This window comes from Corynebacterium sp., from assembly GCF_030530965.1.
Classification (GTDB): Bacteria; Actinomycetota; Actinomycetes; order Mycobacteriales; family Mycobacteriaceae; genus Corynebacterium.
Genome location: NZ_JAUMTY010000014.1, coordinates 22,292 through 44,850, shown reverse-complemented (window position 1 = coordinate 44,850; position 22,559 = coordinate 22,292). Strand labels below are relative to the sequence as shown.

The window sequence follows — 22,559 nt, the reverse complement described above, 5'->3', positions numbered from 1 at the left end:
TGGAAGTTCGTGTTCCTCCGTTTGCGGCGGTGCAGTGCATCGAAGGCCCACGTCATACCCGGGGGACACCGCCGAATGTGGTGGAAACCGATGGTCTCACGTGGATTCGTCTCGCGCTGGGGATCGTGGAGTGGGAGGACTGCACCTCCGAGGTAGAGTTCTCGGGTTCTCGCGCGGCAGAGGTGTCGCGCTGGTTGCCTCAGGTCCGGTAGTAGCTCAGGTGCGGTAGCGGTCGCGTGAGTTCGGCCGACGCGCCCCACCGCGCTCCCACCCCGTGCACCCCTCCTGCGCTCCGCATCGTCGGGATTTAGTTGGGAAAACCAGCAATTGTTATTACAGTGGGGGACGTGTCGCGCACTGATTGTGTTGATCCGTGGTGTGTAGAGGCCAATGCCCCCACCTCGAGCGAGCCGTTCACGACCGGGCCCTGGGAGGCCGATTCCGGTGTACCTAGTGGGGGATTCGCACCAATCAACCTCGACGATCGCGGTGAAACCGAGCCGCACGAAGAGTGTGGCGTGTTCGGGGTGTACGCGCCGGGGGAGGAGACCGCGAAGCTCACCTACTACGGTCTGTACGCTCTGCAGCACCGGGGGCAGGAAGCAGCGGGGATCGGCGTCGGGGACGGACAGCAGATTCTGGTTTTCAAGGACCTCGGCTTAGTGTCGCAAGTTTTCGACGAGCCCACGTTGTCGGCCCTCAGGGGCCATGTGGCCATCGGTCACACGCGGTATTCCACGGCTGGCGGTGTTCGGTGGGAGCACGCCCAGCCCATGTTCCGCACGGCCCGCAGCGGTGGCGACGTCGCCCTCGGGCATAACGGAAACCTCATTAATCAGGGCGAGTTGCGTCGGGAAGCAGCAGCATATGGCTTGATTGACCCCGCCTCAGACCCCACTGACTCCGACGTCATGTGCGCGTTGCTCGCGTACTACCACGACGAGGACACCTCCCTGATCGAGTCGGCTCAGCAGCTCCTGCCTCGTCTTCGCGGGGCCTTCTGCCTGACCTTCACCGATGGCGAAAAGCTCTACGCCGCTCGCGATCCCCACGGTGTCCGCCCCCTCTGCCTGGGTCGCCTGGAACGTGGTTGGGTTGTCGCGTCGGAAACCTGTGCCCTGGATATCGTCGGTGCCCGCTTCATTCGCGAGGTCGAGCCAGGAGAATTCCTTATTATCGACGACGACGGCGTGCACTCGCACCACTTTGCCCGCCCGCAGCATCGCGGATGCGTGTTCGAGTACGTGTATTTGGCCCGCCCGGATTCGACGATCCGCGGCCGTGCGGTCAATGCGACGCGCGTGGAAATTGGCCGTCGTCTCGCCGAGGAAGCCCCGGTGGAGGGCGATTTGGTGATCCCCGTGCCCTCATCGGGAACGCCGGCTGCCGTTGGTTACGCGCAAGGTTCGGGCATTCCCTTCGGCGAGGGGCTGACGAAGAATGCCTATGTTGGCCGCACGTTCATTGAACCCTCGCAAACCATCCGCCAGCTGGGAATTCGCCTCAAGCTCAACCCGTTACGCGAAGTTATCCGCGGGAAACGGCTCATTGTTGTCGACGATTCCATCGTGCGAGGCAACACCCAGCGCGCCTTAGTCAAGATGCTTCGCGACGCCGGAGCGGCCGAGATCCACGTCCGCATCGCGTCCCCGCCGGTGAAATGGCCGTGTTTTTACGGGATCGACTTCGCCTCCCCCGACGAACTGGTGGCTAATGAGTTTGATCCCGATGACGTCGTGGAGGGAGTGCGCGCCTCGATCGGCGCAGATTCCCTGGCCTACGTGTCGGTGGAAAACATGGTGGCCGCGTCGCGTCAGCAGAGGTCGGAACTGTGCTGTGCCTGTTTCGATGGCCATTACCCACTCGGGTTACCCGATATTGGCCGCAAGGCTGGTGCCGTGCGTGACTTGCAAGAACACACCGCGCCGGGTGGGCGCTGACGGCGACTGAAAGGCCCGGTGTACTCCCGCGGCGCGTTTAGTTTTATGTCGATCGCGGTGTGCTCACTGTGATCGAGATTAATTGCCCAAGGTTATATTAGTTTTAGTGAGACCGACATTTATTTAGCGAGAAAGAGATATACACAATATGAACGCTCATGAGGTAGACAGCACAGGCAATAACGACGACGCGTCGTCGGCTCACGAGGGGACGTCGTATGCCCAGGCCGGTGTGGATATTGAAGCAGGGGACAGGGCTGTTGAGCTCTTCGCACCATTAGCCAAGAAAGCTACTAGGCCAGAGGTTCGCGGTGGCCTCGGTGGCTTTGCCGGGCTTTTCGCGTTGGGGAAGTACAAGGAGCCGCTGCTGGCTGCCTCCTCGGATGGCGTGGGCACCAAGCTTGCTGTGGCTCAGGCGATGGATAAGCACGACACGATTGGCCAGGATCTCGTGGCGATGGTCGTCGATGATCTTGTGGTGTGCGGTGCGGAACCACTGTTCTTGCAGGACTATATCGCTATCGGCAAGGTGATTCCGGAGCACGTGGCGCAGATCGTCGGCGGTATTGCTCAGGGCTGTCAGATGGCGGGGTGCGCGTTGCTTGGTGGTGAGACCGCCGAGCACCCCGGTGTGATGGAGCCTGGCGAGTACGACATTTCTGCGACTGGCGTGGGCGTCGTAGAGGCGGCGGATGTGTTGGGGCCCGATAAGGTCCGCGATGGTGATGTCATTATTGGCATGGCATCGTCGGGGCTTCACTCGAACGGGTATTCACTGGCTAGGAAGGTTTTGTTGGAGGACGCCGGCCTTCCGCTTGATGGGGTTGTGGAAGAGCTTGACCGGCCCTTGGGCGAGGAGCTTCTTGAGCCGACGCGGATTTATGCGTTGGATTGCGTGGAGCTTATTCAGGAATGTGAGACTCACACGTTTTGCCATGTGACCGGTGGCGGACTCGTGGGAAATATGGAGCGTGTGATTCCCGACGGGCTCGTCGCGGAGATGGATCGTGCATCGTGGACGCCGAATCCCATTTTCCGGTTGATCGCGGAGCTGGGCTCTGTGTCTGATGCGGAAATGGAGAAGACATTCAACATGGGTGTGGGCATGGTCGCCGTGGTGAGCGCGGATGAGGCCGATCGCGCTCAGGCACTGTTGACGGCCCGCCATGTGGATTGTTGGACTTTGGGCCGGGTGCGTATTGCCGGCGATGGTGAGCAGGACCGCGCGGTTCTGGTTGGGGATCATCCGCAGGCGTAGGACCTGGTAAACCGGGGAAGCGTGCCCTGCCCTCTGGGCATACGAAAATGGCCAGCTCAGCTATGCCGCGCTGGCCTGGGTTTTCGTTGGGTTGTTCCGGGGGTGAGGTGTACTGGGTGTGCCCAGGAAGACGCCCCCAGTGGTAGTTAGCGCCAGTCGTCTTCGTCGGGCTCGTCTTCTGCCCAACGATCCCACTTGTCGTGGGAGTCTTCTTCTTCCCGTTGTCCGGTCAGTTCACGCTGGAGGCGCTCGAGGTCCATCTCAGGTGAGTTGTACTTCAACTGACGTGCTACCTTGGCTTGCTTTGCCTTGGCGCGGCCGCGACCCATGGTCTGACCCCCTTGGGTTAGCGGGCCGGTGCGGTAATCCTGCGCCGGCCCATGACGAGTTCATAGTTTCTTCCTGCCCATACCCTACCGGTTCTGAACGAAAAATTCTGCATAGGGGGACGCTATGTCGCCGAATTGCGCCGTTGTTGCAGCGCACAGGCCCCTTATTGACCAAAAATTCGGGGTAGGTGCCCGGAGCGTGAAGGGATGGGGGCGCTCCTAGTCTGGTGTACCGGGGCGTGTGCGGGTCGGCCGATTGAGGGCGATCGGCTTAGCGCGTTTCAGTTAGCGCGTTTTCCCGCGCAGCTTGTCGACGGCTTGTCGTCCGGCTTTGGGGGTCTCGTCCAGGTGAGTGGTGTCGGGATCGATGGCGAGCGTTGTGCCGTCGACCTCTAAGGCGTTCGTTTGTGTGGCTGATGAAGACTGTGCCCCACCGGTCGTGCCACCAGCAATTGCTTTTTCGACGATGCTCCGCTTGACGAGCCCCAGCGCGATAGGTCCTTCGTCGCAGTCGTCAACGACGGTTCCGATTCGGCCGACCTTCCGTTTCCCAGAGGTAATAGCCTCACCCGGTTCGGGTCGCCGGGCAGAGTAACCGTCGACTTGAAGTTTGACCAGGAGCCGGGGCGGTCGCCCGAGGTTTTGGATCCGCGATACCGTCTCTTGCCCGCGATAGCACCCCTTGTTCAGGTGAACATAGGAGGTCGTGGGCCCATCGTCGACGGTTGCTCGCTGGGTCGGCGCGCTGGCGGGGGTTCCGATAAAGGCTTCTATTTCGTGCGGCACCGTGCGATCGTCAAGGTCAGCGTGTACCTCCGGTATGACCGCTTTGACGCGTTCCGCTTCGTAGGCCATGAGCCCGGTGGGTTTCGCGCCCGTGTTGATGAGCGCTGTGAAAGCGTCGGTCAGCGAAGGCCTGGGTACCAAGAGATGGACAGAATCTTCAGTGCCGACGAGGGAATCGGTGAATGTAATTGTTCCTTCGGGAAGCGTATCGGGCTGACGCGTGGTCGCCGGCGTGCTCGGAGCGCGATGGCCACCGAAGGTCTTTGCCATAACTGTCGACGTGTCCGGGCCCATCACGGTAATGAGGGCAAGGTCTGCTTCGTGGACACTGACTGCGGACCAAAAGACCATTTGCGTCAGATACGTCTGAAGAGCGTCGAAAGTCTCTGGTCCGGAGATCAGGTAGACGCTGGGTTCGTCGTCACGGTCCGGCGAAGACGCTTTAGGCCGCACGATAGTGAACGCGTGTTCGATGTGCCCCTTTGCGTCCAAGATTAGCCCGTGAGTGGTCGAGCCAGGATCCAGCGCATCAATTTTCTGGCTGATGAGCGAGTTCAGCCACGTTAGCGTATCCGCTCCGCTGATCTGGAGCACCCGTTGATGGGATCTGTCGACGGCCCCCGCAGTGCGCTCAAATGCCCGCTGTTCACCAAGAGGGTTTCCATAATGCCAGGCCACACCATGTTGTTGGTGCCCGTCGGGCGCGTCGGCGGCTCCGTCGATGGCGTCGAGAAGCGGGCTCTGATACGTCGTGGGAGTGGGCGTTTCTCCGGGGGTCTTGCTGGTGTTCGAAGTTTCGCGGGTGGCCACGAGTGCCAGTGTAGCCGGGAATGTGGTGGTTATCATGAAACGTTTCGCCGCAGTTATGTCCCAGGGGCGTCATACAATACGGATATGTCTTCTGCTTCATCTGTGCTTCCGCCGTTGTCGCCCCAGTCGCCGGGCACGAACCCACTCCTCGTTGTCTCTGTGTTGCACGCAGGTTTGGATTCGGTCGGGCGCGAGCCCCGTGTCCATGATTCGTCCCAGCCACTATTATTTGCCGACGACCTTGCTGCGGTTCGTGGCGACGGTATTTTTGAGACGCTGATGCTCCGCGGTGGAAGTGTGCGGAATCTGGACCGGCATGCGAAGCGGTTCCGTCGTTCTGCCGCGATGTTGGGGTTGCCGGAGCCGGACCTGGATTTGTGGGGCCGCGCGACGGACTTAGCCGTGGAGGAGTGGAAGAAGCAGTACCCGGAGCTAGCAGATCGTGATTGTGGCCTGCGGTGGGTGTTGTCTCGTGGCCGTGAGTCGACGGGTCGGCCGACGGGATGGATTACGGTGGCGCCGATGTCGGAGGAGGTTGAGCGTGGCCGTCGCGAGGGGGTCAAAGTGATGTCCGCGGAGCGAGGGTTCCGCTTGGATTTGTCGGAGCGATCACCATGGGCATTGATCGGCGCGAAGACCCTCTCATATGCAGCGAATATGGCGGCCTTGCGCTACGCCCATGAGCATGACTTTGACGACGTCATTTTCATTTCCGACGACGGTGCCGTGTTGGAGGGGCCGACGTCCACTGTGATCGCGGTGTCTGATCGTCGCATGATGACGCCGAAGACGGACGCGGGGATTCTCGCAGGTACGACGCAAGCGTCGATGTTTGGAATTGCGCGCGAGCGTGGTTGGGAGTGTGAGGAGCGGCGTCTTACGCTTGACGACCTTAAAGCGGCTGATGGTGTGTGGTTGGTGTCCTCGGTACGGGTTGCTGCGAGGGTGCTGAGTCTGGATGGGTTCGAATTTGATCGGCCGGATACAGCGGATGAGGTTGAGGAGATTGCCGAGCAGGCGATCGATAAAAGATAACCAGTATGAAAAGAAAGAAAAATGACTGAGACGAATGAAATCCCTGAAGAGATAAAAAAATCTTTCAAAGAGCATGAAGAAAAAATTGAACAAATCGAAAAGCTGCAAACTAACCAAAGCGCAGACTTTGAGAAAAAGATCAAAGCGCTAAGACAAGAGGTTACACGTGAGTCAAGTTCTCTCGAGGCTAATTGCACACGTCTGCGGCGAGAGGTGGAGGAAGCAAAAAGTGAAGTGAGGGAAAGTCAAAAGAAAACCTTCAACGATGTTAATATAGCTCTGGGAAAAACAGATCAACGCTGTGAAGATAAAATAAAAGAGTATGAGAAGAAACAAAACGAAAAATTTAAACTATTAGAGGAAAAAGTAGAACGCTTGAACCAACTTGATTACGCCATGTGGCGCGACGGGACAGAAGCTGGACGGTATTTCTCTCAACAGTGGATACCTGCGGCCCGAGATTGGAATTTGGGATACGAAGAGCTCACTAAGACGTGGGTTAGATTGGTAAAACAAGCTGAACAGGAAGAATTAGGAGACCCAAAGAATTGGGAAGGGGAAGGGTGGCTACCAAACGCTAAAGAAACCGGACAGTTTTACCCCAAGCCACAACTAAAAGAAGAACCTCAACGACCAAAGATCAAACCGTATGATGGTGAAAACGTAGATTACCTGGGGGCATTCTGGAAAGCGGCGATTATTGGAGGGATCCTAGTAGCCATCGCGCTATTGGTCATGTCTACAGTGCTTAACTCTATAACGGATGGATGGTGGGGCTCCCGCCTTCATAATGGGTTATCGTGGTTACTACTACTTATCGTGATTGTGGTAGCTGTGCTATGTGGTTTTATAAATAAGAAAGTAGCTGCAGATAATAACCAAGCCGAATATAATGCCCAGACGGAAAAGCTTCTTCAGAAATATAAAAATCAAAGGAAGTATGTAAAAAACTTCAATAATAATCTAGAGAAGCAATGGGAACAGCAGGAGAGAAAAGCGCGTTCTGATCTTCATAAAAAAATTGACCGGAAGGTTGGGGTTGATAGGGAGAAGTCAGGTTGGGAAAGCGACTGGGCATCCGTACCGACGCGAGAACAATTTGTTGGAATAACGAGGATGCTGAAATCTCCCGAAAAAGTCGCTCCTGCGTACGCTGAATTGCCGAGGCTAAATGAGTATCAATTGAATGACCAAATGCCCGCCAGGTATAAGTATTGGATGAACTTATCCCGAGAGGGTCTTCAAAACAATGGGATCCGCAGTCTATAATAAAAAAGAAAAACCGGACCAGCTTTGTCGATAATACTAACGCGAGTCGTTGAGATTTGTTTATTGCCATATTAAACCGTTCTCTGGATTATAATTTTTATATAAACCACCAGGAATCCTGACCTTGACTAGTTTCGAATGGTGGCAATTTTAAAAGAATATGTTTACGAATTATTGTTTAGAGCTTGGAGGTGTGCGACGCGGAAAGGTTTCCCCAAGGTGATAGATTATCTAGCTTATAGTGCTACACCCTCTCTGGGGGTAAATTACCCAGCTTATTTTTAATGGTTCTTTTAAAATGATAGAAATCGCATTAAGATATTTATATACTCGATCTTGACAGGAGTTGAGGTAGATGATCGGACAGTCGGCTGAGTACCCCAGAGCTATAATTGATCTTTTGGATGGTAGACCAAAAGGGCGCATAAAAGCTCAGCTGGAGTACAGAAATACGGTTATGTATGTAACTCCGCGGGATGATGTGAAGCGGATGCAGAGTTACGACTTCATTAACAACCCTGGCGTGTATTTCCTCATCGGTCCATATGAGTCAAAAAGTTCTCCGGCGGAACTAGATTTCCGAAATGAAGTTTACATTGGGCAAGTCACCACCGGGTCTACGGGTAAATCTTTTACGCAAAGAATTAACAGACATTCCCACAATAAAGATAAGGATTTTTGGACTCATGTAATTGTTGCCTTTGATATACAGCCGTCTTTTAGAATGTCCGAAGGTTCTCTTAATTACGCAGAAAGGCGACTTATTAAGCAAGCCCGGGATGCCCGACGGTATATGGTTAATAATGGCAACGATGGGAATAACGATAATGCTTCGCAAGGTGAAAAGTGGTATTTAGAGTCTAGTTTCTTAGCTGAAGTTAAACTGCTTTTGCCATTGTTGGGCTATAATTTCCTTGAGACTGTGGATGATGCGAGTGAATCCTTGGAAGTTGGAGTAGGCAGCGAGAAGCTGATTTTGTCTAGTTCGAATTATGGGGCGTTTGGTCAGCGTGTACCAGAAGGCTTTGTGGTTTATAAAGGCGCTACGTTTGGTCCCATTGCAAAGACAAAAGACCCCACTCGCAGCGAAAAGATTGAAAGGCTTCGGAAACACTACGGGGTTTCTGGAAACCGTACTCTAAGCAAAGATTGTCTTCTCGACTCTCCTACCCAGGCTGCTGAGTTCGTGTCTGGTTACCATATGAGCGGACCCCTCGCATGGCGGTCCGAGGCGAACGGCAAAACACTAAGCGAGCTCGATCCTTTGTAGGGGGCGGTCTGTCGTGCGTAACTTTTTAAGCAGTTTCGGCTCTCGTATAATTTCTGACCATTAAGGCTCGCATAATTACGTTGAGTATATGCGTTAAGTTTTTAAGGCGTGTCGGCAATTGCGTTGTCGTTGCAGCCCGGTCGGTCGGGTTGCTTGTTCGCTTCTCGCTTAGTCGAGTTTTGTTTCCACTTTGTTTTCTATGTCTATAGTTCTTCATTTGTTTAAGCTCTTGTGACTATTTCGGAACTGGTTTGTGGTGGGCTGTGATGGTGTCTGATGAAACGTTTGCGAACGAGTTACTTTTGGGAAGCGTCAGGGGCTTTCTGACCGAGTTAAAGCCGAGTATTCCGTCGTCAATAGCGGTTTTTTCGGATCGCTCTAAAAGCTTGTGATTTTAACGAGGGAAGTGCGTGTGGCGGACTTCTCGCAGGGTAGGGTTCGACGACCGGGTTGCCCTGTTTTTGGCCGTTTGGATTCTCGTAGAGGATTAATGTCTGTATATTTAACGGAGTTGTTCCTGCTCTGGAAGATTAGAGGGGACGATGTTAGTACCTATTTTTTGCACCGTCACTACCTAATGAGAAAAGGGTCAAGTAATCAAGTAGTTTGGTAAGCGGAGTGACAGCCACACTGGTAAACAGGCTGATGCAACCACAACTCCTGGTTGCAACCGAGCGCCGCGCTTCTCATTTTGCTGAGAAGTCGATGCTCACACAATTTCCGCCATTTAGCCCAGTGTGGTCCTGGCGTGAGAAGCATTTTGACTTTCCAGGATGCGGTGTTGGCGTATGTCGGAAGCCCTAACGTAACAGAGGTTATACCTATTTATGAGGTTGTATTTCGGTTATTTGAGTGTTTTAGCCGTCTGCGATAAACAACTTGTTGTTTTCTTGTATGTAGCTACCATTGCTTGTTTTTCTCGAAGTAGTCGAAGAAAGTTGCTGTGTTGGCTTCGTCCTTTTCCCACTCGTGCCACAATTGCATTATCGTGCGGTCCTCGTAGTGTTTTAGAGTGTCTTCGTATTTTTTGAAGTAGCTGGGGAAATCGTCTGTGTAGGCCTCGTCTTCTTTCCATCGTTGCCACCAGTCTTCCCTCTCCATGTGGGCGTAGAATTTGCTAGGGTCGTGGCATTTGCTGAAGTAGGTGGGGAAATCGTCGCGGGTAGCTTCATCTTCTTTCCAGAATTTTCGCCATTCTTTGATGGCGAAGATCCCGTAGTGTTCGCGGAAGTTCTGGTGTTTGTTGAAGTAGGTGGGGAAATCGTCGCGGGTAGCTTGGTCTTCCCTCCACCAATTCCATATACGCGTAATGGTGACCCGATCGTTGTCGGCTTGGATCTTCAGAATTTCTTCGATATATTCTTTTTCATCAAGCGCGGTGGCTTTGTCTTTCTTAAAAGCTGATGACGGATGCTTAGGGAAGTTCCTAGGAAACATAGTAGAGATCCTTTGACGGTTTGAATGTTCATAGTATAAGGGTAAAGTTGGTCACGGTCTAGATAGTTGGACCTAACATTCTTCTGCATTCGCTGCTCAGTGCGTTACCTATCCTAGGGTTGTGTGGAGTGCAACATAACGAGGCAGCGGTTACATGCTATGTTGTCGATCCGTACGATTGATCTATATGCCTGCCCGATATTAAATAATGGTATATGGGCGACTCTACCGATCACCGGCAACTCGTTGGGCGACGAGAGGTCAGCCGAGTATCGGTGCTCGTTTTAACACCTACTCAGAACCTACTTACGTGAGATGCGGCAGACGCTCTTCTCCGTCCGCTTCGGGCGTCGTCGATAATTGAGGGAATTGCTCAGCTGCCTTGGAAAACGCACGTGTTAGGTGATCCAATGTCTCCCCAGCTTGGCCAGATTTGGGGTCTCGGAGGCTGCGGCTTAACTCAATCTGTAGAACAGAATGCCCCTGTTTTTGCAGGTAATCGGTCACAGTGTAACCGGACTCCGCCTCAAATTTGTCCTGCGACACATGACCATCAAACTCGTCTTGCAATGCGCCGACGATTGCATCCGTCGACTCTGATGGCTCGTCGCCGGTGCCGGCAGACACAGGTTCGTCCAGCGAAGAATCTTTCATTCCATGAATTTCAACAATGACGGCATTCTTGGGGAGGCGGTCGATGATCCTTGTGAACTCGTCATCCCTCGTGGCCCAATCCTTATTCCAATCCGAAACCTTGCCCGTTGTTGTTAACGACGACGCGCCCACACGGTCAGCCACAATCTCAGTAATACCGCCGGTGTACAGGTCAGCTGGTTTCCGTTTACCATCGCGAATCTGTGTTGTGGCATGAGGGGCGATTAGCACGAGAGGTGAACTTGCTGTTCGATCTACCCACCGCACCGAATCAGCCGCTCCAGCACCATCATTGTGATTCGCCTGGTACTTTTCATTCCGTTCGATAAGCTCGGCAGTTCCCGAGTCATGGGTTGTCGCCGTTTCCGAAGCCTCGGATATGGGTGACGTCTCCGGAACAGATGCGTGTGCCGAGCCTAGATTTAGCCCGCTAACCGGCCCCTGAATAAGGAATGTGCCGGCAAGGCCGAGAGTCAGCCCCAACGCTATCCCTAATCTTTTGTTGCCTAAGAAGGAGCCGTGTTGGTCTGCGGAGCGGTGGGCTCTTCTGATGTATCCCTTGGCGGATTCCGTCGAATTGGTATCGCTTGTCACAAGCTTTTCCGACGGCAGATGCCCGCGAACAGAATGGCTATGAAGAGACTGATCATGAATAGGTTGATTATTACGCATACCTAGACAGTAACCCAGAATCGGCACCGGCAACCAGTGTTTGTGATCGGTATGACTCCGCTACAAGGGCTGTAATTCCGCTGCTTAGAGGCTTATACGGATCCCGCAGTCCCGAGAGTCACACCGATGTACTACCACCTCAACCGACCATACTTCCCAGGGTGACTACACGCCCTAGAATGACCACACGTTCTAGGCCGTCGCCTCCGCTATGTCTTGTCGCGTCGCCCATTCCAGAAGCTGGAACAGGTTTTGGTAATTCTGGCCGGTAGCTTCGGTCATCCCTTGCTCGCACGTCCGGTTGATCGATGCGTAAGCAGAGTACGGCCGCTCATTGACCTCACGCGCTTCCGCCCGCGTTGCGCTCTTTGTCAGCTCAGGGTGGAGCATCCCACGGTCACCCGCATACGCGCAGCAACCCCAATGCTTCGGCACCGTCACATCCCGGGCGATAACGCGCGCAATCGCGCACATCTCGTCGATAAGACCTAAATGAGTCAAAGAACACGTCGGGTGGAGGACCAGAGAATCCAACTGCCGCTTCGCTTCCAAGTGCGGCAGCAGATAGCGCACACAGAATTCGACCACATCCATCACCTGCACATTCTCCCATTTAGGGTCACAGGCCGCAGCCTTCTTAACAGTGTCCCGCATGACGTGAATGCCCTCGGTACAGGAGGCTGCATCGCACACAATCGGCAGCCGACCTTCCTCTGACGCCTCCCACAGACCGGAGAGCACGCGTTTGCGCATGACCTCGTAGCCTTCCAACATGCCCTTGGACTTCCACGGCGTACCACAGCACATGCCACCGATACCTTTCGGGGTGCGCCACGTGAGCCCGGCACGCTGCGCTACCGCCTCGAAAGCCTTGGTTGCATTCATCGCTCGCTTTCCATCGCCATCAATGCCGCCGAACATCTCGTTGACGCAGGCGGGGAAGAAAACAAAATCCGCGTGGTCGGTGGAGACATCATGGCGCAAAGGGCCGCCTTGGGGCAGCGCACTCTTATACAGAGGCATCGTGTCATCGCCGACCACCTTTCGCGCAACCCGCGTGGCAGCCGTCGGCAAGGACGACGGAACGGCGTGCGCGGCTGTCATCGCCAGCGAACCAGCCTTGGCGCCGAGGTTCCACCCGTGTGCAGCCACCTTCCAGCCCTTTTGGGCGACACTGCCGGCACTTTCTGCACGCAACTGACGGATCAAATCGCCCGTGTTGATCCCCACAGGGCACCGCGTGAGGCACATCCCGTCCACCGCGCACGTATCCTGCCCGTCATACTGCCACCGCTCCTGCAGCTCCGTGGCCAGCTTTGTGTCCCCGCGGTTCTTTGCCGCAGCAATCTCACGACGAACAACAATCCGCTGGCGTGGCGTCAATGTGAGGTTTCGCGATGGGCACACCGGCTCACAGTACCCACACTCGACGCACCGATCTGCCACCTTCTCGATCCGGTCCGCTACCTTCAGATGCTCAACATACTCATGCGGATCGTCGGTAATGATAACCCCGGGATTGAGCATTCGCTTCGGATCAGCTGCATCCTTAATCCGACGCATAATCTGGTACAACTCCGAACCAAATTGGCGCTCAATAAACGGAGCCATAATGCGCCCCGTTCCATGCTCCGCCTTTAACGAACCGTTATACCCCAGAATGACGTCAACCATATCCTCGGTGAAACGCTGATATCGCTGGAGTTTCTTTACATCCCGGAATTGTTCATTTAGGAGGAAGTGAACATTGCCATCTTTTGCGTGGCCAAAAATAACGGAACCAGGATAATCGTGGTTTCGGAAAAGATGTGTGAGATCATCGCACGCGCGGCCCAAATCCTGGACCGGCACAACGACATCCTCCAGCAGCGCATTCGTTCCGCTCGGCCGCGCTCCAGCAACGGCCGCATACAAGTTATTTCGCGTTGCCCACAAGAGATTCCGTTCTTTCCTATCCGACGTCATCTCGTGGGGCACCGCCAAGGGCATTGCTTCAAGGTGGGGGAGTGCAGCCGAATACCGGTCGCGCAGCTCGTCGTCGCTGTCCCCGGTGAACTCCACCAGCAGCGCAGCGTGATCCTTCACGTCAATTTCGCGAATTGAGCGCGCTACCGACCCCGTCCGTTGTGCCACCTTAAGGCTCGTCGCGTCCAACAGCTCAGCAGTTTGAAATCCATCCGCGACCAATTGAGGAACGGCCGACGATGCGTCGATGAGATTAGAGAAAACCAGAAGCCCAGTAGAAACTCGTGGCTTTACTTCCAAGGTATTGAACGTAGCTTCGGCAATATATGCCAGAGTGCCTTCCGAACCAATTAAGAGGTGCGTGAAAATATCGAGCGGGGACTCATAATCCAGGAACGAATTTAAGCCATACCCCATGGTGTTCTTCATCGAGTACTGGTGCTTGATTTTCCGCACTAACTCAGGACTCGACGTAATCTGTCGACGCATCTGAACGAGGGCATCAAACAAATCCAGTTCCTGCGTGCGGAACTGTTGCTCAGCATCGTGGTCAGCTGAGTTAATGACAGTTCCGCTAGGAAGAATAAATACCAAGGAATCCAGCGTCTGATAGGTATTGAATTGCGTACCGCAATGCATCCCTGACGAATTATTCGCCACCACGCCACCAATCGTGCATGCACTTGACGACGCAGGATCTGGGCCTAGCTTGCGTTTGTATAGCGACAGGTAGGCGTTAACCATTTGGATCGTCGCACCGGGCTGAACGCGCACCTTGCGACCATTATCCAGGACTTCGATGTCTTGGAACCGCCGTCGCGTATCGACCATCACCGCGTCAGTCGTCGCCTGACCAGATAAGCTGGTTCCTCCAGCTCGGAAGCTGACCTGCAAGTTGCACCGATCGGCGGCCGCCATGATGCGGGCGACTTGGTCGGTACTGTCGGGGCGCATGATTCCCTTCGGAACAAGCAGGTAATGCGAGGCATCGTGCGCCTGCGCGATGCGGGACAGCCCGTCATCCGCGTAGTCGATATGTTCCTTGCCGTCCGCCTGAAGGGTGTTCAGAAAACGCCGGAATTGTGGGGCCTCATCGGCGTGGGGATGAGTGATGGGGGAGTCCGCCTCCGTGACAGGGGCTGAGGTCGGATCCATATGCGTCGTCGTCATGGTCCTTAGTCTAGGAACGTAATCCAAAAATCCATGCACCGGTGGCTCTGGATCGTGGCACGTCACACCCATAAATGCTTTATGAAAGTGGGTCCAGCTGCCGACTACGTATCAGTAGCCGTTTAGCGGTTCGGCACACATCGATGAGTCCCCTGCGAGATATTTCCCGCCATTTGGTTGACAAGTCACCAAAGGGTGAGCAATATGGTTGACGTGTCACATAAGGTGGCACGGGCACAACGTGTCAAGCAGTTAAAAAGGAGAAAACAATGACGAACCTGTCCACTATCAACGGAACCTACGACATTGATGCATCGCACTCTCGTTTAGGATTCGTTGTTCGCCACGCCATGGTGACGAAGGTCCGCGGATCGTTCTCCGACTTCACCGGGGAAGCCTCCGGAGACGCCTCTGATCCGTCGTCAATCAAGGTGAATGTGACGGCGCAAGCTGATTCATTTACCACCGGTAACGAAGACCGTGATAAGCACGTCAAATCAGGTGATTTCCTGGATGTGGAAAGCAACCCAACATTAACGTTCACCTCCACCTCTGCGGAGATCAAGGGAAACACGCTGGAACTTACCGGTGACCTTACTATTAAAGGAACCACCCAGTCTGTGACGATTCCGTTTGAATTCGGCGGCGAGGCCAAAGACCCATTCGGCAACGTGCGCGTTGGTTTCGAAGGCGGCATCACCATTTCCCGAAAGGACTTCGGATTGTCCTGGAACGCGGCCCTGGAAACTGGCGGAGTATTGATTTCCGACTCCGTTGCACTGGAACTAGAAATCAGCGCCATAAAGAAGTAAGCGCAAGCAAGAAACATTAGTTAGCGGAGGCGCTTAACTAATTATCGCCGGCGGAGTACCCGTCGGGGATATCTTGCCGGTGTTGTTACCCCGTGAACGACTTGTACTGGTGGTGCGATCCTGCCATTCCCTGTAGAAAGGCAATATGGGCTACTAAAGCAAAGGAATTTGTCCAACAGTACGCAACAAAAGCCGACGATAACCGCAAGCCAACCCCTGATCCAGCGGAGGATAATGCCTTCTTCCCCTCGGCATACTCCCTCGAGCAATACACCGCGGATACCACCGACTTCTCCGGGCTTGCCACCGAAGACACCTACACCGGTGACCGGTGGAAGGTCCTGGTTATCGCGACCGAAGAGCGTTACATGTCGATGCAGAACGGCACGTTCTTTTCTACCGGCAACCATCCCGTGGAAACGCTCCTTCCCCTCTATCACATGCACAAAGCGGGTTTCGGGGTCGACGTTGCGACTATCTCAGGTAGTCCGGCGAAATTCGAATGGTGGGCGTACCCGTCGGAGGACGACGCGGTCAACGATGCATGGGGTGCAACGAAAAACGCTTTTAAGCAGCCCAAGAAGCTGAGCGACGTCGTTGCACAAGGGCTCGATGATTACGCTGCAGTCTTCATCCCGGGCGGACACGGTGCTATGAATGGTGTGCCGTCGGATAGCTCAGTAGGCGAAGCACTGCGCTATTTCTTGAACAATGATCGGCTCATTATCACGTTGTGCCACGGGCCTGCAGCTCTCCTAGCGGCGGGTCATGGCTCCGACGAGAATCCTTTCGCCGGATATAGTGTCGTGGCTTTCCCGGATGCCCTCGACTTCGGTGCCAACATTGAGATTGGCTATTTACCTGGCGAGATGCCGTGGAAGCTGGGGGAGAAGCTCCAGGAAGCCGGTATTACCATTTCCAACGAGGACATGTCCGGAGCAACCACGCGGGATAGGAATCTCTTGACAGGAGATAGCCCCTTAGCTGCGAACGCTCTGGGGAAAGAATCGGCGCTCGCCCTGTTGGAGAAATTTAACGGCTAGCTAAAAACAACGGCTAGGCAGAATTAAGTTACCGACACTGTAGCTACTCGCGGTCGAGTGATGTAGGTTAGCCTCATGATCCCCATGACCGCTCCCCGCCGCACAGTGTTTTCCCTGTGTATCATTCTCACGGCTGCGATCACGCTATTGCTGTCGTCCTTGCCTGCCCATGCTGGTGATGCTCAACCTCCAGCGGCCGCCGAATCACCATCCACGGACGGTCCGCTCCCAGTCATCTACGTGTCCGCATCCAATGAATCACGGGAGTCTGCGGAAGCCTATGCAGATAGCCTGCGCAAGCACGGATTAGACGTTCACGTCTTCATGACATGGGAGCCAGACGATCCGACCACCAGCCCCTATGTGACCGTCAAAGGCAACTCGGCGCGCCTGGCCACCTACGTCGACAAGCTGAAGGAAGAAACTGGGCACGATAAGTTCGACGTCGTTACGTGGTCTCAAGGCGGACTCGTGACTAGGTACTGGCTCAAGGACTTCGGCGGTGCCGATTTCGTCCGAAAAGCCGTGATACTTTCCGGGATGATCAAGGGATCGCCCCATCACGCCGATGCCTTGCGCAAAGGTCAATGCCCGCCACCGAATGCACGGCTTTATGTTCCGAAAAAGCTGCTCAAGAGTCCCAGTGACACATGCTTAGAGATGTCTTCGGAGGGCGAGAGTATTCGTGCGCTCAACACCCCGTCGGAGGCGCTGCCGGGCATCAAGTACTACGCCATCACGACGAAACAGGAAATCAACGCCGCGCCGTATGACATTAATCTGATGGACGGCCCGGGTGACTACTCGAACATCATCACCCAAGATCTGTGCCCCAACGACATTGTCGGGCACGGTGGGCTGACCAAACTTCCATCCATGCAGGCGTTGGTGTCCAACCTTTTGAAAGACGACAATCCGACGATGCCCTGCATGGCACCCAATTCGCCAGATGGCCTGCCGACTCTCGGGGAGATCATCCCGCCGCTTACGTCCGCACCAAGCCTTGGTTAAGTAGCCTCAAGTGCGGGGGTGCGTTACGTCCGGGACGCCTACCCCGCGTGGCGAGTGAGTTCCGCCGACATACGAGGAACCATCTCATTGTCGACGGCACGTTCGTCAACCCAACCCAAGTGGTTATTCGGCATCAGCCCATAGAGGCGCTTGCCGGGGCCCAGCGTGGATGGGCCAGACGCGGTCACCATCGTCGACGCGGACTGCACATCCCATTGGCGCTCAGTCGTCGGCTGGCCATAGAAGATCTCGACCACGCCACTCGCGTGCGCGCACACGAATTCGATCTCATCTTTATCGTTAATACGCCAGAAACCCGATTCGCGCTCATCGGGACCGGAGGCCTCGCCTTCTTTATTTATCCTCCACGTACGGGACTCATAGGACAGATAGTTCTGGCCATCATGAGCAAACGTAATTTGCTGACCAAAGGGATACTCTTCGCCCGTCGATAGGTCCCGAGCTTGCCCTTCACCCCGCCAGACGCCAACCAGGGGAAGGAGCGCCAGAAGGCCATCATGAAGAGAGGGACCCTGGCGTAAATTCGCCGTGTCATCTGGAATAGGAAGATCGCCAAAAACAGGAATATTGCGGCTGGCCGTCGTTTTGGCCTGCTCCGCAGCGCGATTCACGGCCTCATTGCCGTCGAGTTTGTGACCCTGCGGCGTGCCCCCACCAGCGGAAGCACCGCTGGGGGAGTGATCTGCCTGCCCCGCGGAACCAGTTCCGGGAACGCCGAATTTCTGTGCACTGTCTTTGTCGTTTTCAGCCATGGTGCCCAGCGTACCGGAGGGGTAGGACTCGTCACGCCCCCGTCCTCGCTACTCCTTACTCATTGTCGTTTTCGTATTTCGCTTCCTCGGGGTTCCTCCCGAGCCATAGGTGCCAAATCCGACAAATTAATCGTCACATTTTGTTGGCTAGCCTGCAGGAAAATAGATCCGCCTTCGCAATAAATAAAGTCAGGGCGAGCCCGTAGTGGAAGATATTTTCCTTCTAATTGGAGGGAAAACGCTTTCTTTATTTCATCCCTAATGTCTTCCGGGATCTCTCGGCCCTTCACAACCGGGGCGTCCTTATCCCTGCTCGCCGGACCGTCGAGAACCTCGTAGGCATCCATGGAAATAACGTCGGCTTTAATTCGCAACCGAACTGCAACTGTGGCTGGCTTATCTAAACCACCAATAGAACCACTAAACACCGAATCCGATTCCTGACCGCCGTTCGGCGCCGTATTCGCTAATCGTCGGATAGTCAGATCGGTAATCCCGAGCCGCTCGCCCAAGGCTAACCCGTCCAGAGAGAGCGTCGTCGATACTGTTTCTACCGGGGCATCCTCGATCCGTCCGTGAAGAATGTCGTGTGTCGACGCCTCAATATTCGTTGCCGAGGAATGGACAGTCACCAAACCAAAACCAGGAACGTCGAGATCCTGAGCATCGACCGTCAGCGATGATAACTTCCCACGCTCTGCTTCATACAAGAAAGGAAAACCGCCGGCTGTCACATCGGGTTGAACAGGCAAATTAGAGTATTGCTGCAGTTCACGCGAGATACGCGACTCCGTCCGAGCCGCCACCAATGAATCCCCCACCCATGCACACACAGCAAGAACCATCAGGACGATGGCCACAATGATTCCCACTTTGCGCACTGTCCGACGGCGACGAGACCGCGCCACAACGGGCACGGAACCGGCGGGCGAGGAAGGCTGATGAGTCACCCCTACAGTTTTACCGGTTTCCCGGCTATTCATCGAACCTACAAGCGCAAATAGACTATCCGGTTCGGTCAATGGGGCGAACTGGGCTAAAGTGACCCAGTATTGAGCTGTTGAGCTAGTCAACGAAAAAGGATTACACCGTGAGGATAGCGTTACTCACCAATGCCACAAGCGTGGCCGACGTGCTCCCGCCTTTGGCGCTGTTGCCACACGAGACCGTCATTCTTCCCCCCGACGCTACGTCCTCACGACAACTTGACGACGTCGAACTCGCAGTTATCGACGTTACCGGCTCCGATCTCCTCGGCGCACGCGAGCTCTGCCGCACCGTTGCCGCTGCTCATCCTGACATGCCCGTGGCCGTCGCCATCGCGGAAACCAGCCTGATCGCCCTAGATTCGTCCTGGGCCGTCGACGAATTCCTCCTGGCCAGCGCCACGCCGGTCGAAATCGACGCGCGCTTCCGGCTCCTGCTCACCCGTCGGCCAGTCCCCGTCAACGAGATCGACGATTCGAACGTCGTCACTGTCGGTGAACTTGTTGTTGATGACGCCACCTACACTGCGCGGATTCACGGAACCCCGCTGGATCTGACGTATAAGGAGTTCGAATTGCTCCGCTTCCTGGTCCAACATTCCGGCCGTGTGTTCACGCGAAAGCAGCTGTTGCAAGAGGTGTGGGGGTACGACTTTTTCGGCGGCACCCGAACTGTCGACGTGCACGTTCGGCGGCTCCGCGCCAAGTTGGGCACTGAGTACGAGGGAATGATCGCCACTGTGCGCAACGTCGGCTATAAGGCTATCGACGTTGATGCATGATCGTGACGTGCCCGAAACTGTGACTCGAAACTATGACTCGCGCCAGAACACCGGTAGCCTGTGCGACGAAAGCCAACCACATTCGGCCACAAGTACAGACGAACAGCTCAGACGAGCAGAACCCAGAAATGAGTGAGGATTGTAGTGATGGCAGACGCACCCACGTTCAACGCACAGCCGTGTGACATCATCACGCAGCTGGTGTTAGGGCCAGTTTCTCCCCGGGTTCGCAATGCTCGACAAGCCTCAGCCGATCGCTGGATGGAAATCGAAACGATTCTGCACGAGAGCACCCGGCATGACGGCGTCGCACCGTTTTCCGAACAATTCTTGCGCGGAATGGAGGAGCCGGACCTCAATCATTGGCACGCGTTAGTCAGAGTCGACGGGCATGTGCGCGGCATTGCAGCCGTCGATCCTTCTGGCCCGGCCGTTGAGCTGGCTGTTCATCCTTCTTATCGACGAGGCGGACTGGCTACAGCGCTGCAATGTGCGGTGCGAGCACATGCGTCGTCGCTTGGTCTGGGTGATGAGCGTGATATTCACACCAATGGAATTGGGTTGACGTGGTGGGCGCATGGTGACCTTCCCGCGGCGCGGGCAGCGGCTGAGCACATTGGTGCTACCGCTGATCGTGAACTCCTCGTGATGGAGCTCCCCGGGTCTGTCGTCAAAGACGAGTCTGATAACAATCCCGTTGCTCAGGCAGCAGCGACGCTACCCGATGATGTCACGGTCCTCAGCTGGACGGAATCAGCGCGTCGATGGGGGAAAGACGCAGTTGATGCTGCATGGCTGGCCGTCAATAACGAGGCCTTTGACTGGCACCCCGAACAAGGCGGCTGGGATCAGGCGCGGCTGGATCAAGCCCGGCGTGCATCGTGGTACGACCCCGACGGCGTGTTGTTGCTCTGGGGGAGCGAGGGTGACCAGAAGGACGGAGACGCTGATTCGCTTCCCCCTCTTCTAGGGTTCCACTGGACGAAATTAGCGCGTGAGGGTGACGACGAAACCGGGCGTAAAGTCGGCGAGGTGTACGTGATCGGGCTGGCGCGAAAAGCCCAGGGGCGAGGCTTAGGCCGAGCTTTAACCGCGAAGGGAATTCAGTACCTGGCCAGCAACGATGCGGCCTACGTCGAACTCTATGTCGAGGCGGATAACGCGCCCGCCGTTCACGCTTACGAAGCGCTCGGATTTACGGTGGTTGAGCGCCACACGGCGTGGAAATTCTGAGTGTTCACTCTCTGTTCATCTTGAATCTGCTCACTGGCAACCTCCACGGGTTACTTTCAAATCTGAAACCGCATGTGTCGGAATCAGTAGGCGCCGAACGAGGCAGATGACGTCAGCCATCCGACGTGGCTCGTTCTGCTCCTGACCTGGCGAAATCCCTGAGTCCCGGAGGAAAAGTGAACAGGAAACAAGTAGGACGTGGCACTGCCCTGGCTACCATCGCAGCCGTCTCAGCCCTCACCTTGGTGGGCTGCAATAGTGATGACAACAGCGCGGACGGGGGGTCATCATCGTCCAACGGAGATTCAAACCTCTCTGGAACCACCGGACAACTCACCGCAGAGGGCTCATCTGCCCAGCAGAAAGCCATGAGCGTTTTCTCTGCGAAATACTCACAGGCAGTACCTGGCGCACAGTTCTCGTACAACAGCACCGGCTCAGGTGCTGGTCAAAAGCAATTCATAGCCGGACAGGTTAACTTCGGCGGGTCCGATTCGCCGCTTGACGATAGCCAAATGACTGAGGCGAAGGACAAGACCTGTAAATCCGACGTCTGGCAACTTCCTATGGTGATCGGGCCCGTTGCCGTCGCTTATAAGCTCGATGGCGTTGACAGTGTCGCCCTCAGCCCTGAAGTGATCGCCAAGATTTTCAAGGGCGAGATCAAGAAGTGGAATGATGACTCCATCAAGAAACTCAATGATGGAGTTAATCTTCCCGACAAAGACATCAAGGTTATCTATCGTTCAGATGAATCGGGAACCTCAGATAACTTCCAAAAGTTCTTGAAGGCATCCGCGCCGGGGCAGTGGGATTCCGAAGGGAAAGCGTTCCCCTCCACCACAGGGTCGGGAGCGAATGGGTCTTCCGGCGTCGTCCAGGAAGTCGGAGCCACCGACGGGGCCATCACATATGTCGAAGCCGGATTTGCCAAAGAAGCCAAGCTGAAAGAGGCGGCGATCGATTTCGGACAAGGCCCCGTCGAACTTAATAAAGAGACCGTCGGCAATGCCTTAGACAAGCTCACATATAAAGGTGAGGGCAACAACATGGTTGTCGATACCGACGCCCTGTTCGGTCTGAAAGAAAAAGACAGTTACCCGCTGTTCCTCACCACCTATGAACTGGTGTGCTCGAAGTACCAAGATTCGTCCACCGGTGATCGCGTCCGCGACTTCCTGACCGTCGCTATCAATGATGGGCAGGACTCGAATTTGGAAGACCAGGGCTATATTCCGGTCACCGGTCAATTGAAAGACAAATTGACCAGCGCGATTAAAGAAATCAAGTAATCCGAGGGAACGCGTCATTTCAGATGATTTGG

Annotated in this window: 19 protein-coding genes; 12 read left to right on the top strand and 7 right to left on the bottom strand. The window is 55.2% G+C overall.

Annotated features, from left to right (window positions below):
• The 3 genes from Q3981_RS04465 to purM form a co-directional block, all read left to right on the top strand.
• Positions 1-212: sterol carrier family protein (locus tag Q3981_RS04465; RefSeq protein ID WP_303124267.1), on the top strand; the 212-nt coding region annotated here is incomplete at its 5' end.
• Between the two features lie 258 nt (positions 213-470).
• Positions 471-1,940 (top strand): amidophosphoribosyltransferase, encoded by a 1,470-nt coding sequence (gene purF, locus Q3981_RS04460; RefSeq protein WP_303124272.1) that lies wholly within the window; start codon positions 471-473, stop codon positions 1,938-1,940.
• A 148-nt stretch (positions 1,941-2,088) separates the two neighbouring features.
• Complete coding sequence (gene purM / locus Q3981_RS04455; protein ID WP_303124266.1) at positions 2,089-3,198, top strand: phosphoribosylformylglycinamidine cyclo-ligase; 1,110 nt, start codon at positions 2,089-2,091, stop codon at positions 3,196-3,198.
• Positions 3,199-3,344: 146 nt separating this feature from the next.
• Here the strand turns inward: purM and Q3981_RS04450 are convergent, their stop codons facing one another.
• A complete protein-coding gene (locus tag Q3981_RS04450; RefSeq protein WP_012731053.1) occupies positions 3,345-3,527 on the bottom strand; it encodes a DUF3073 domain-containing protein in 183 nt (60 codons plus the stop codon).
• Positions 3,528-3,812: 285 nt separating this feature from the next.
• The gene (locus Q3981_RS04445; RefSeq protein WP_303124265.1) at positions 3,813-5,123 is read right to left on the bottom strand and encodes a folate-binding protein YgfZ; all 1,311 of its coding nucleotides are present in this window, start codon (positions 5,121-5,123) and stop codon (positions 3,813-3,815) included.
• 159 nt (positions 5,124-5,282) lie between these two features.
• Here Q3981_RS04445 and Q3981_RS04440 point away from each other — a divergent pair, with 159 nt between their 5' ends.
• The 3 genes from Q3981_RS04440 (at position 5,283) to Q3981_RS04430 (ending at position 8,697) form a co-directional block, all read left to right on the top strand.
• Positions 5,283-6,158, top strand: coding sequence for an aminodeoxychorismate lyase (locus Q3981_RS04440; RefSeq protein ID WP_303124271.1), 876 nt, complete (start codon positions 5,283-5,285; stop codon positions 6,156-6,158).
• A gap of 21 nt (positions 6,159-6,179) precedes the next feature.
• Positions 6,180-7,427: a hypothetical protein gene (locus Q3981_RS04435; RefSeq protein ID WP_303124264.1), complete on the top strand. Its 1,248-nt coding sequence runs from the start codon at positions 6,180-6,182 to the stop codon at positions 7,425-7,427.
• 355 nt (positions 7,428-7,782) lie between these two features.
• Positions 7,783-8,697: a hypothetical protein gene (locus tag Q3981_RS04430; RefSeq protein WP_303124263.1), complete on the top strand. Its 915-nt coding sequence runs from the start codon at positions 7,783-7,785 to the stop codon at positions 8,695-8,697.
• 900 nt (positions 8,698-9,597) lie between these two features.
• On the opposite strand, the gene Q3981_RS04425 is transcribed toward Q3981_RS04430, so the two are convergent.
• The 3 genes from Q3981_RS04425 to Q3981_RS04415 form a co-directional block, all read right to left on the bottom strand.
• On the bottom strand, positions 9,598-10,134 hold the full coding sequence (locus Q3981_RS04425) for a hypothetical protein (RefSeq protein WP_303124262.1): 537 nt from the start codon (positions 10,132-10,134) through the stop codon (positions 9,598-9,600).
• 306 nt (positions 10,135-10,440) lie between these two features.
• On the bottom strand, positions 10,441-11,460 hold the full coding sequence (locus tag Q3981_RS04420; protein ID WP_303124261.1) for a hypothetical protein: 1,020 nt from the start codon (positions 11,458-11,460) through the stop codon (positions 10,441-10,443).
• Between the two features lie 192 nt (positions 11,461-11,652).
• The gene (locus tag Q3981_RS04415; RefSeq protein WP_303124260.1) at positions 11,653-14,595 is read right to left on the bottom strand and encodes an FAD-binding and (Fe-S)-binding domain-containing protein; all 2,943 of its coding nucleotides are present in this window, start codon (positions 14,593-14,595) and stop codon (positions 11,653-11,655) included.
• 269 nt (positions 14,596-14,864) lie between these two features.
• Between Q3981_RS04415 and Q3981_RS04410 the strand changes: the two genes are divergently transcribed.
• The 3 genes from Q3981_RS04410 to Q3981_RS04400 all read left to right on the top strand — a co-directional run bounded on the left by Q3981_RS04410 (position 14,865) and on the right by Q3981_RS04400 (position 17,461).
• Positions 14,865-15,407, top strand: coding sequence for a YceI family protein (locus Q3981_RS04410; RefSeq protein WP_303124259.1), 543 nt, complete (start codon positions 14,865-14,867; stop codon positions 15,405-15,407).
• Positions 15,408-15,550: 143 nt separating this feature from the next.
• Complete coding sequence (hchA, locus tag Q3981_RS04405; protein WP_303124270.1) at positions 15,551-16,450, top strand: glyoxalase III HchA; 900 nt, start codon at positions 15,551-15,553, stop codon at positions 16,448-16,450.
• A gap of 75 nt (positions 16,451-16,525) precedes the next feature.
• Positions 16,526-17,461: a triacylglycerol lipase gene (locus tag Q3981_RS04400; protein ID WP_303124258.1), complete on the top strand. Its 936-nt coding sequence runs from the start codon at positions 16,526-16,528 to the stop codon at positions 17,459-17,461.
• Positions 17,462-17,499: 38 nt separating this feature from the next.
• On the opposite strand, the gene Q3981_RS04395 is transcribed toward Q3981_RS04400, so the two are convergent.
• Both Q3981_RS04395 and Q3981_RS04390 read right to left on the bottom strand, forming a co-directional pair.
• Positions 17,500-18,234, bottom strand: a complete 735-nt coding sequence (locus Q3981_RS04395; protein ID WP_303124257.1) for an FABP family protein — start codon at positions 18,232-18,234, stop codon at positions 17,500-17,502.
• Between the two features lie 59 nt (positions 18,235-18,293).
• A complete protein-coding gene (locus tag Q3981_RS04390) occupies positions 18,294-19,217 on the bottom strand; it encodes a DUF2993 domain-containing protein (protein WP_303124256.1) in 924 nt (307 codons plus the stop codon).
• Positions 19,218-19,324: 107 nt separating this feature from the next.
• Here Q3981_RS04390 and Q3981_RS04385 point away from each other — a divergent pair, with 107 nt between their 5' ends.
• The 3 genes from Q3981_RS04385 to pstS all read left to right on the top strand — a co-directional run bounded on the left by Q3981_RS04385 (position 19,325) and on the right by pstS (position 22,527).
• Positions 19,325-20,002, top strand: coding sequence for a winged helix family transcriptional regulator (locus Q3981_RS04385; protein WP_012731063.1), 678 nt, complete (start codon positions 19,325-19,327; stop codon positions 20,000-20,002).
• Between the two features lie 147 nt (positions 20,003-20,149).
• Positions 20,150-21,235, top strand: a complete 1,086-nt coding sequence (gene mshD / locus Q3981_RS04380; RefSeq protein WP_303124255.1) for a mycothiol synthase — start codon at positions 20,150-20,152, stop codon at positions 21,233-21,235.
• Positions 21,236-21,411: 176 nt separating this feature from the next.
• On the top strand, positions 21,412-22,527 hold the full coding sequence (gene pstS, locus Q3981_RS04375; protein ID WP_303124269.1) for a phosphate ABC transporter substrate-binding protein PstS: 1,116 nt from the start codon (positions 21,412-21,414) through the stop codon (positions 22,525-22,527).
• Positions 22,528-22,559 lie beyond the last annotated feature (32 nt).

Bases quoted from the DNA above. Each gene is read 5' to 3' on its own strand.
- Q3981_RS04450 (WP_012731053.1), bottom strand. From the start codon at position 3,527: ATGGGTCGCGGCCGCGCCAAGGCAAAGCAAGCCAAGGTAGCACGTCAG.
- Q3981_RS04410 (WP_303124259.1), top strand. From the start codon at position 14,865: ATGACGAACCTGTCCACTATCAACGGAACCTACGACATTGATGCATCG.
- Q3981_RS04415 (WP_303124260.1), bottom strand. From the start codon at position 14,595: ATGACGACGACGCATATGGATCCGACCTCAGCCCCTGTCACGGAGGCG.
- Q3981_RS04425 (WP_303124262.1), bottom strand. From the start codon at position 10,134: ATGTTTCCTAGGAACTTCCCTAAGCATCCGTCATCAGCTTTTAAGAAA.
- mshD (WP_303124255.1), top strand. From the start codon at position 20,150: ATGGCAGACGCACCCACGTTCAACGCACAGCCGTGTGACATCATCACG.
- Q3981_RS04400 (WP_303124258.1), top strand. From the start codon at position 16,526: ATGATCCCCATGACCGCTCCCCGCCGCACAGTGTTTTCCCTGTGTATC.
- Q3981_RS04430 (WP_303124263.1), top strand. From the start codon at position 7,783: ATGATCGGACAGTCGGCTGAGTACCCCAGAGCTATAATTGATCTTTTG.
- purM (WP_303124266.1), top strand. From the start codon at position 2,089: ATGAACGCTCATGAGGTAGACAGCACAGGCAATAACGACGACGCGTCG.
- Q3981_RS04390 (WP_303124256.1), bottom strand. From the start codon at position 19,217: ATGAATAGCCGGGAAACCGGTAAAACTGTAGGGGTGACTCATCAGCCT.
- Q3981_RS04435 (WP_303124264.1), top strand. From the start codon at position 6,180: ATGACTGAGACGAATGAAATCCCTGAAGAGATAAAAAAATCTTTCAAA.
- Q3981_RS04420 (WP_303124261.1), bottom strand. From the start codon at position 11,460: ATGCGTAATAATCAACCTATTCATGATCAGTCTCTTCATAGCCATTCT.
- Q3981_RS04395 (WP_303124257.1), bottom strand. From the start codon at position 18,234: ATGGCTGAAAACGACAAAGACAGTGCACAGAAATTCGGCGTTCCCGGA.